A 9,743-nucleotide genomic window follows, 5' to 3' on the forward strand; every position below is an offset into this window, starting at 1 on the left:
ACCGGCCCGCAGTTGCGCGGACGGGTCGGCGGCTCGGTGTGTGGTCCACTCCAACTCGGCGCCGACCTCCCACCCCGGGAGACAGCGCCGACAGCCAGCCGAAACCGCGTCCGGAACGGGCGACGACGCCGAGGAGGCATGAAATGACCGAAGTGCACGGCAGGATCGAGACCGGGAGTGGGCCGACACCGCCCGGCACGGCAGTGTACGGCGGCACGGATCAGGAGATCGCCACGTTCAGCGAAGGCGGGCCACTCGGTGACGGCGGGCCGTTGAGCGACAGCACTCCACTCAGCACGAGCGCACCGCTCCGCCAAGGGGAACCGTTCAGTGAGGGCGGGCCGCTCCGACAAGGGGAACCGTTCAGCGAAAGCCGACCGCTCAGTGGGAGCGGGCCACTCGGTGACGGCGGGCCGCTGAGCGACAGCACTCCACTCAGCGCGAGCGCACCGCTCCGCCAAGGGGAACCGTTCAGTGAGGGCGCACCGCTCCGACAAGGGGAACCGTTCAGCGAAAGCAGGCCGATCAGTGGGAGCGGGCCACTCGGTGACGGCGGGCCGTTGAGCGACAGCACTCCGCTCAGCACGAGCGCACCGCTCGGCCAAGGGGAACCGTTCAGTGAGGGCGGGCCGCTCGGCGGGGCCGGTCCGCGGGTCCGAGCATCCGAGCCGGCGGCGACGATCAGCGGGGACGGTGAGGGCGACTTCAGCGCCGCCTGGCTGGCGTTGCGGGAGCCGGCCGACGCGGCCGCCCGGGCCGCCGAGCTGATCGGCGAGCTGCCCCGGCCGGTACGGACCGTGCGTGACCTGGGCTGCGGGACCGGTTCGCTGGGCCGGTGGCTGGCGCCGCGGCTGCCGCTGCCGCAGCACTGGATCATGACGGACCGGGATCCGGCGCTGCTGCTGCGGGCCGCCGGGGACATGCCCGAGGCGGTGACCGTCAGCACCCAGCGCCGCGACGTCACCGAACTGACCGTCGCCGACCTGGCGGAGACGGACCTGGTGACCTGTTCGGCGCTGCTGGACCTGCTGACCGCCGAGGAGGTGGAACGGCTCGCCGCGGTGTGCGCGCGGGCGAAGGTGGGGGCACTGTTCACCCTGTCGGTGAACGGGGAGGTACGGCTCGCCCCGCACGACCCGCTCGACCCGGAGATCGAGGCGGCGTTCAACGCGCATCAGCGGCGTGCCGAGGACGGCCGGCGGCTGCTCGGGCCGGACGCGCCGGAGGTGGCGGTGGCCGCGTTCGAGAAGGCGGGGGCCCGGGTGATCGTCCGGCCGAGCCCGTGGCGGCTGGGTCCGGCGCTGCCCGCGCTGACCGCCGAATGGTTGCGCGGCTGGGTCGCGGCGGCCCTGGAACAGCGGCCTGACCTGCCGGTCGGCGACTATGTGGAGCGGCGTCTCGCGGCGCTCCCGCACGCGTCCGTCGGGCACACCGATCTTTTGGCGATCTTCAGCTGAACCTTGGGCCACCGGCCGGGCGTACTAGTCCTCGAGAGCTACGAGGGGACGATGGACGTGACGCGATCGATCTGGACCTGGCTGAAACTGCTGGGCGGCGCCGGGATCCTGGCGCTGGTCCTGTGGCGGTTCGGGACCGGCGCGTTCCTGGACGGTTTGCGCGTGCTCGACACGGGCGCGCTGGCGGCGGCGCTGGGGATCGGCGCCGCGACCACGGTGCTGACCGCATGGCGGTGGTGTCTGGTGGCGCGGGCCCTGGGCATGCGGCTGCCGTTGAAGGACGCGACCGCCGACTACTACCAGGCGCTGTTCCTCAACGCCGCGTTGCCGGGCGGGATCCTCGGCGACGTGGGCCGCGCGGTCCGGCACGGCCGCGACGAGGGTGATCTGGGCCGCGGCGTCCGGGCGGTGGTGCTGGAACGCATCGCGGGACAGGTCGTGTTGCTGGTGGTGGGGGCGGCGGTGCTCATCTCCGTACCCTCGCCGGTCCTGACCCTGCTGAAGGGCAACGTGGGGCGGGTGGCCGCGGTGAGCGTGGGTGTCGCGGTGGCCGCCGTTCTGATCGTCGCCGGTCTGCGGCGGCTGCGGCGCGGGCGGTCCCGGGCGGCCGGCGCGGCCCGGACCGGGATGACCGAGATCCGGGCGGGTCTGCTGTCGCGGCGCAACGGTCCGGCGGTGCTGCTGGCCTCGGCCGCGGCGCTCACCGGGCATCTGGCGATGTTCATGGTGGCGGCGCGGGCCGCGGGCAGCACGGCGACGCTGCTGGAGCTGGCGCCGCTGCTGCTGCTGGCGTTGCTGGCGATGGGCCTGCCGGTCAACGTCGGCGGTTGGGGCCCGCGGGAGGGGATCATGGCGTGGGCGTTCGGCGCGGCCGGGCTGAGCGCGGCGCAGGGTCTGACGATCGCGGTGGCCTACGGCATCCTGGCGTTCGTGGCGGCGGCGCCCGGCGCGGTGATCCTGCTGCTGCGGCTGGTGGCGCGCCGTCGCGAGCAGCCGGTGACCGCACCCGTCACCGCGGTGACCGGGCCCGTCGCGGCGATGACCGGGCGGACGCTGACGGTGGTTTCGGCGCCGGCCATGGCGCCGCTTCCGGTGATCGTGCCGCTTCCGGCCGATCGTGGCCGGCGAGTCCCGGTACGGGTGGGCGCGCGCCCCGCCTACTCCGGCGGTGTCGCGGCTTGATCGCAGGGTCAGCCGAACCGCTCGGACAGCGCGTAGCGCAGCAACACCACGTCACCGATCGGCCGCACCTCGGCGAGGGTGGCCCGGTTGCCGGCGCTCCACGGGAACACTCCGTCGTGGACGAACCGCGGCGCCCGGGAGTCGCCGACGAAGAACGGGGCCACCACCAGCTGCAACTCGTCGGCGAGCCCGGCGGTGAGGAACTGGGTGTGCATCTGGCCGCCGCCCTCGACCATGAGCCGCCGTACGCCGCGCGCGCCCAGGTCGGCGGAGACGACCCGCACGTCGACCGGGTCACCGCCGTCGACGACGGTGGCCCGGTCGCCGAGCAGTTTCCGGGCATCGTCCACAGCCGACGTGGCGCAGTAGACGAGCTTCGCGGACTCGCCTGTGGTGAAGAACGACGCGGCCGGGTCGAGGTGGCAGCTACCGGTTACGGTGACCTTCACCGGGTCCGGATCATCCCCTCGGGCGATCCGTTCGGCCCGGCGGGCCGCGGAGCGCACCAGCAGCCGCGGGTTGTCCTGCCGGATCGTTCCGGCGCCGACCAGGATCGCGTCGCACTGGGCGCGGACCGCGTCGACCCGGTCGAAATCCGCTTCGTTCGAGAGGAGCAGCCGCTCCTGGGTCGTGTCGTCGACGTAGCCGTCGATCGACATGCCACAGCTCAGCAAGGTGTAAGGACGCTCAGCCACCGATGACGCCTCCCGGGATTGTTCCTCACCATAATCCGCTGTGTGCGAGGGCCGATCTCCGGGCAGTGCATCTGACGACGCCGAGCACGGCGGGAACCAATGAGGAGGACCGATGTTCGAGGCCACGGCCATGCAGATGAGCGCTGCTGCCCAGGCAAGCATCCGCCGGCAGGTGACCGTGCCGCTGCGTTTTCCGGACGGCTACGCGACCAGCGCACGGGTGATGACATTCGACGGCCTGGCCGACGGCAAGGAGCATCTCGCGCTCGGTCTCGGCGACTGGCAACGGGCCCTGACCAAATCGGCGGCGGGCGGCCGGGCGCCGCTGGTCCGGCCGCACAGCGAGTGCCTCACCGGGGACGTCTTCGGCAGCCAGCGCTGCGACTGCGGCCCGCAGCTGCGCGAGGCGGTCGAGCGGATCGCCGAGCAGGGCGGATTTCTGCTCTACCTTCGACAGGAGGGCCGCGGCATCGGCCTGTACGCGAAACTCGACGCGTACGCCCTGCAGGACGACGGCCTCGACACGTACCAGGCGAACGTGGCGCTGGGACGCGGCGAGGACGAGCGTGACTACACGGCGGCGGCGCAGATGCTGCTGGCGCTCGGTGTGGACCGGGTGCGGCTGCTGAGCAACAACCCCGACAAGGCCGGCCAGCTCGCCGATCTGGGCATCGACGTCACCCAGCGGATACCGACCGGCGTACACCTCTCCGCCGCCAACGTCCGATACCTGAGCGTCAAGGCGTCACACACCGCCCACACCATCGATCTGCCCCTGGCCGAGTGACGTTCGGCGCCTTCTAGCGGCGGGTCCGGCACGATGGCATGGTGACGAGCGTGGACATACCGGGGGCCGGTGAACTCGACGCGATGATGGCCGCTGTCGATCAGCTGCCGTTCATCGTCGCCGTGTGCGAGGGGCCGGACCTTCTGCTGGTCGCGTGCAACGCGGCCACCCGGGCCGTGCTCCCCGGCCGCGACATCCTGGGCCGGCCGATCCGCGAGGTCATCGCCGATCTGGCCGGCCAGCAGTATGTGGACGCGTACTACGAGGTGTACCGGACCGGGGAGCCGGTCAGCGGGCGACAGTGGCGCACCCACATCGACCAGCCCGACGGGTCGGTGCTGGAGATGTTCGCGACGTTCACGATCGTGCCGTGGCTCGGCGCGGACGGCGAACGGCGCGGCGTCATCGGGGCCGGGTTCGACGTCACCGAGCTGGCGCGTACCCGGCTGGCCGCCGAGGCCGAGGCGGACCGGTTGCGCCGCCGCTACGAGGAGAGCCGCGACGTGGTGAACGCCCTGCAACGGGAGCTGCTGCCGTCCGGGCTGCCGGTGCTACCGGGGCTGCAGGTGGCGGCCAGCTATCTGCTCGCCGACGCGGAGACGGCGGCCGGCGGTGACTGGTTCGACGCGATCGCCCAGCCGGACGGGCGGATCGCGCTGGTCGTCGGCGACGTCGTCGGGCACGGGGTCACCGCATCCGGGGTGATGGGCCAACTGCGGGCCGTCCTGCAGGAGCGGCTCGACGCCGGGGCCGGCATCGAGGAGGCGCTGGCCTCCGCCGACCGGCTCGCCGTACGGGTGCGGGCGGCGTACGCGTCCACCGTGTGCCTGGCCGTCTTCGACCCGGGCAGCGGTGAACTGTCCTACTGCACGGCCGGCCATCCGGCGCCGCTGCTGATTCCCGCCGACGGCGACGCACACTACCTGCCCGGCACCCGGGGCACGCCGCTCGGCACCGGCGGGACCTTCCCGGTGCACACCGGACGGCTCGCCGAAGGGGACGTGCTGCTGCTCTACACCGACGGCATCCTGGAACGGCCCGGCGGTGGGCGCGACGGCACCCTGGACAGCGCCGTCGAGCTGGCGCAGGTGGCGACGGACGCGGCTGCCGGGCGGGCGCTGCGGGACCCGTCGACCGCCGCCGAACGGGTCTGCACCCAGACGCTGGAGCTGCTCGTCCGGACCGGTGGGCACGCCGACGACATCACGCTGCTGGCGGCACAGCGGATTCCGGCCGTACCGGAACTGGTCCTCGACGTGCCCGCGGAGCCGGCGGCGCTGAGCGGCGCCCGGACCCGGCTGGCCGGCTGGCTGGCCGCGGTCGGCGCGGCCGAGCCCGACGTCTTCGCCCTTCAGCACGCCGTCGGGGAGCTGGCCACCAACGCGATCGAGCACGCGTTCGGCGGCGACTTCGGCCGTGACGTCATCGAGATCCGCGCCGAGCTGGACCGGACCGGCACGGTACACGCCACCGTCACCGACCACGGCGGCTGGCGGGTGCCGCAGCGGCAGCCCACCCGCGGCCGGGGTCTGGCGCTCACCGCCCAGCTCGTGCAGAGTCTGCGGGTCGAGCCGGGCGCCGGCGGCACGGTCGCCACCATCCGGCATCCGCTGGTCCGCCCGGCCCGGCTGCTGGCCCGCTTCGACGCGACGGCCGACGCCGCGCCCCGGGCCACCGAGCTCACCGTCACCGAACTGCCCGGAGACGACGAGGCCCGGGTACGCCTGGACGGTCCCGTGGACGCGGCGACGGCCGCCCACGTGCTCCAGGAGTTGTTGCGCCGCAGCCGGGGCGGCACCGTGCCGATGACCGTCGACCTGACCGGGGTCAGCCATCTGGCCAGCGCCGGGGTGTCCGCGCTGCATCAGGTCGCCGCGAACCACCACGGCGACAAGGCGCCGCTGACCCTGGTCGCGGCCGCCGGTTCCCCGGCCCGGCGGATTCTCGACCTGGTCGGTCTCCCGTCATCCACAGGGTGAATCCGATCATCCGTTCGGCTCTCTAGACTTCGCGGGGTGACTTCGGCCCCCTCGCTTTCCGTGTCCAGCGCCACCGACGCCCTCAACCGGGTCTTCGGCTACCCGTCGTTCCGCGGGCAGCAGGGCGACGTCGTCGAGCACGTCATCGACGGCGGCGACGCCCTGGTGCTGATGCCGACCGGCGGCGGCAAGTCGCTGTGCTACCAGATCCCGGCCCTGGTCCGGCCCGGCACCGGCGTGGTCGTCTCGCCGCTGATCGCGCTCATGCAGGACCAGGTCGACGCGCTGCGCACCCTCGGCGTCCGGGCGAACTTCCTGAACTCGTCGCAGGATCTGGACGAGCGGCGCCTCGTCGAGGCCGAGTTCGTGGCCGGCGAGCTCGACCTGCTCTACGTGGCGCCCGAGGGCCTGGGCACGGCCGGGGTGCAGCGGCTGCTCGACCGGGGCAGGATCTCGCTGTTCGCGATCGACGAGGCGCACTGCGTGGCGCAGTGGGGGCACGACTTCCGGCCCGACTACCTGGCCCTGTCGATGCTGCACGAGCGCTGGCCGGACGTGCCCCGCATCGCGCTCACCGCCACCGCCACCCCGGCCACCCGTGACGAGATCGCCGAGCGGCTCCAGCTGACCGGCGCGCGGCACTTCACCGCCAGCTTCGACCGGCCCAACATCCAGTACCGGATCGTTCCGAAGAACAACCCGTCCCGGCAACTGCTCGACCTGCTGCGCACCGAGCACGCCGGCGACTCCGGGATCGTCTACTGCCTGTCCCGCGCCTCGGTGGAGAGGCACGCCGAGTTCCTCTCCCGGAACGGGATTCCCGCGCTGCCGTACCACGCGGGCCTGGACGCGCGGACCCGCTTCGAGAACCAGTCCCGTTTCCTCCGCGAGGACGGGCTGGTCATGGTCGCGACCATCGCCTTCGGCATGGGCATCGACAAGCCTGATGTCCGCTTCGTCGCCCATCTGGATCTGCCGAAGTCCCTGGAGGGGTATTACCAGGAGACCGGGCGCGCCGGGCGTGACGGGCTGCCGTCGACGGCCTGGCTGGCGTATGGGCTGCAGGACGTGATGCAGCAGCGCCGCATGATCGAGGGCTCCGAGGGCGACGTGGCGTTCCGGCGCAACGCCGCCCGTCATCTGGAGGCCATGCTGGCGCTGTGCGAGAGCGTCACCTGCCGCCGCGAGCAGATCCTGCAGTACTTCGGGCAGTCCGCCGCGAACGCGTGCGGCAACTGCGACAACTGTCTGACGCCGCCGGAGTCGTGGGACGGCACGGTGCCCGCGCAGAAACTGCTGTCCACGGTGTTCCGGCTGCACAAGGAGCGGGGGCAGCGGTTCGGGGCGCAGCAGAGCATCGACATCCTGCTGGGCAAGCGCACCGACAAGGCGAGCCGGTTCCGCCACGACGAGCTGACCGTCTTCGGCATCGGCGCCGACCTCAGCGAGGTCGAGTGGCGCAACGTGGTGCGGCAGCTGCTGGCCGGGGACTTCCTGGCCGTCGAGCCGGCACACCAGACTATCGCGCTGACGGCGCGCAGCGGGGAGGTCCTGCGTGGGGAGCGGAAACTGCTGATGCGCCGGGAGGCAGCGGTCCCCCGCGCGTCCCGGCGGTCGTCGTCCTCCGCCGGCGGTGGAGGCCGGGCCGCCGCGCCGCCCGTCGACCTGTCCGGTGAGGCGGCCGGCCTCTTCGAGCGGCTCCGTGCCTGGCGGGGTGCCACCGCCAAGGAGCAGGGCGTCCCGGCTTATGTGATCTTCCACGATGCCACGTTGCGGGCCATCGCGGCGCTGGCGCCCACCTCGCTGGACCAGCTCGGCACGGTGAGCGGGGTCGGCCAGAGCAAACTCACCAAGTTCGGCGATCAGGTGCTGGCCACGGTCCGCGGAGAGACTCTCCCCGACGGCCCGGCCGCGGACGAGATCCCGCCTTCCACCGCCGGCGCCTTGCCGGCCGCTCGGCCGCCGCGGCAGCCGGTCACCCGGCTCGAGGCCGGTCCCGGTCCCGGAGCCGAAGCCGGGAAGTCCGCCGGGCTCCACAACGGTGCGGAGCCCGAGCCCGACTCCGGCTTCGCCGAGTATGACCTGTTCGACGAGGAACCCAACCCATTCGACGACTGAGGCCCCCATCCGGCACCCGCGGTCCGGACGCGGGCACGGCCCGGACGCGGGCACGGCCCGGACGCGGGCACGGCCCGGACGCGGGCACGGCCCGGACGCGGGCACGGCCCGGACGCGGGCACGGCCCGGACGCGGGCGCAGGCCCGCGGCGGCCGCGGGATGACGGGCACGGCCCGGACGTGGCCGCGGCCTCCGGGAGCGCAAGCAGCACAGTGATCACACAGTGACCCTCAGGAATGCGGCACGTGCCCGTCACCACAGTGGACTCCCGGTCGAGGATTGGTCATCAACCCGTGGGTCCACCAGCTGCGGATGCCCACCTCACCCCCTCCGAACAGGGCGAACACCGTCCCGTCGCACTATCCAGGACACCCCTTCAAGATCCTTGCCGGAAGAGTGACACGGAGTGCGGGCAGACACCTCAATACTCACTCAGCGTGACGTCGTACTGTCATGATCGGAGTCACCGGCAGATCATGTGATCATCTGCGGAGCATGACGTCACGAACCACACCGGGAGGACATCGATGGGCGCCTGGGACTTCGGGCCGTTCGACAACGACGACGCCGCCGACTGGAGCGGCGACCTGCACGAGACCCTCCCGGCAAAGCGCGCCGCCTTCATCCGGGAGACCCTCGAGGAGGTCCTGCACGAGAACGAATACCTGGAGATCGACGCCGGCTGCCAGGCCATCGCCGCGGCCGCGGTGATCGCCTCGGCGCTGCCCGGCGGCACGCCTCTGGCTGCCCCCTACGCCCCGGACTTCCTCACTGAGGGCGGCGAGCTCGACCTGCCGGACGATCTGCCCGCCCTCGCGCTGCGAGCCCTGGACCGGGTGGCCGGCGACGACTCGGAGTGGGCCGAGGTGTGGGAGGACGGCCTGCCCAAGGCGCTTGCCGCCCTCCAGCCGATTCGTGAGGTCCTGGCGACGGCCGCCTGACGACTGGCCGCGGGCGGCTCGGGGCCGCCCGCGGTGCCGTCACTGGGGCTGGGCGATGTTGACCATCCATGGGATGCCGAACCGGTCGACGAGCTGCCCGAACTCGTCACCCCACATCTGCTTCTCCAGCGGCACGCTGATCGTGCCACCGGCCGACAGCGCCTCCCAGGCCTTGCGCAACTCGTCACCGTCGTCGCCGCTGAGGCTGACAGTGATGTTGTCTCCCGGACTGTGGCTCATGCCCGGAGGTGTGTCGGACACCATGAGCGTGTAGCCCTGCGGTGTGTCGAGCCGAGCATGCATCACCTGGCCGGCGATAGCCGGATCGGGTGCGCCGAACTCACCGAACGTGCTGATCGACAGGTCGCCACCGAAGATCGACTGATAGAACTCGATGGCCTCACGCGCGTTTCCGTTGAACGCGAGGTAGGGGTTGAGCCTGGACGTCATCAGAACACTCCATCGTCGTCGGATTCGTCTGCCCCCGGCCGCTAGTGCGTTGTCCATGAACGTTTGCCGGGTCTGAGGTTCAGGCGGCCTTGAGTCGGGGTCGGCCCCAGCGTTGTTGTCGTTGGCTGCGGACG

8 protein-coding genes are annotated in these 9,743 nt (G+C 72.3%); 6 read left to right on the top strand and 2 right to left on the bottom strand.

Annotated features, from left to right (window positions below; genetic code table 11):
* Nucleotides 1-680: 680 nt before the first annotated feature.
* A complete protein-coding gene (locus AB0I88_RS40470; protein ID WP_361037489.1) occupies nt 681-1,457 on the top strand; it encodes a class I SAM-dependent methyltransferase in 777 nt (258 codons plus the stop codon).
* A 51-nt stretch (nt 1,458-1,508) separates the two neighbouring features.
* Nucleotides 1,509-2,639, top strand: coding sequence for a lysylphosphatidylglycerol synthase transmembrane domain-containing protein (locus AB0I88_RS40475; RefSeq protein ID WP_361037475.1), 1,131 nt, complete (start codon nt 1,509-1,511; stop codon nt 2,637-2,639).
* 8 nt (nt 2,640-2,647) lie between these two features.
* Here the strand turns inward: AB0I88_RS40475 and AB0I88_RS40480 are convergent, their stop codons facing one another.
* The gene (locus tag AB0I88_RS40480) at nt 2,648-3,334 is read right to left on the bottom strand and encodes a dihydrofolate reductase family protein (RefSeq protein ID WP_361037477.1); all 687 of its coding nucleotides are present in this window, start codon (nt 3,332-3,334) and stop codon (nt 2,648-2,650) included.
* A 112-nt stretch (nt 3,335-3,446) separates the two neighbouring features.
* On the opposite strand from AB0I88_RS40480, the gene ribA reads away from it, so the two are divergent.
* The 4 genes from ribA (at nt 3,447) to AB0I88_RS40500 (ending at nt 9,159) form a co-directional block, all read left to right on the top strand.
* Nucleotides 3,447-4,121, top strand: coding sequence for a GTP cyclohydrolase II (ribA, locus tag AB0I88_RS40485; RefSeq protein ID WP_361037479.1), 675 nt, complete (start codon nt 3,447-3,449; stop codon nt 4,119-4,121).
* 50 nt (nt 4,122-4,171) lie between these two features.
* Nucleotides 4,172-6,100, top strand: coding sequence for a SpoIIE family protein phosphatase (locus AB0I88_RS40490; RefSeq protein WP_361037481.1), 1,929 nt, complete (start codon nt 4,172-4,174; stop codon nt 6,098-6,100).
* A gap of 36 nt (nt 6,101-6,136) precedes the next feature.
* A complete protein-coding gene (gene recQ / locus AB0I88_RS40495) occupies nt 6,137-8,218 on the top strand; it encodes a DNA helicase RecQ (protein ID WP_361037483.1) in 2,082 nt (693 codons plus the stop codon).
* A gap of 527 nt (nt 8,219-8,745) precedes the next feature.
* The gene (locus tag AB0I88_RS40500; RefSeq protein ID WP_361037485.1) at nt 8,746-9,159 is read left to right on the top strand and encodes a DUF4259 domain-containing protein; all 414 of its coding nucleotides are present in this window, start codon (nt 8,746-8,748) and stop codon (nt 9,157-9,159) included.
* Nucleotides 9,160-9,198: 39 nt separating this feature from the next.
* Here the strand turns inward: AB0I88_RS40500 and AB0I88_RS40505 are convergent, their stop codons facing one another.
* Nucleotides 9,199-9,609 carry a VOC family protein gene (locus AB0I88_RS40505; RefSeq protein ID WP_361037487.1) on the bottom strand — a complete coding sequence of 137 codons (411 nt, stop codon included), beginning with the start codon at nt 9,607-9,609 and terminating at the stop codon, nt 9,199-9,201.
* Nucleotides 9,610-9,743 lie beyond the last annotated feature (134 nt).

Origin of the sequence: Actinoplanes sp. NPDC049802, assembly GCF_040656595.1 — a bacterium.
Lineage (GTDB): Bacteria > Actinomycetota > Actinomycetes > Mycobacteriales > Micromonosporaceae > Actinoplanes.

Bases quoted from the DNA above. Each gene is read 5' to 3' on its own strand.
- AB0I88_RS40505 (WP_361037487.1), bottom strand. From the start codon at position 9,609: ATGACGTCCAGGCTCAACCCCTACCTCGCGTTCAACGGAAACGCGCGT.
- AB0I88_RS40475 (WP_361037475.1), top strand. From the start codon at position 1,509: ATGGACGTGACGCGATCGATCTGGACCTGGCTGAAACTGCTGGGCGGC.
- AB0I88_RS40500 (WP_361037485.1), top strand. From the start codon at position 8,746: ATGGGCGCCTGGGACTTCGGGCCGTTCGACAACGACGACGCCGCCGAC.
- ribA (WP_361037479.1), top strand. From the start codon at position 3,447: ATGTTCGAGGCCACGGCCATGCAGATGAGCGCTGCTGCCCAGGCAAGC.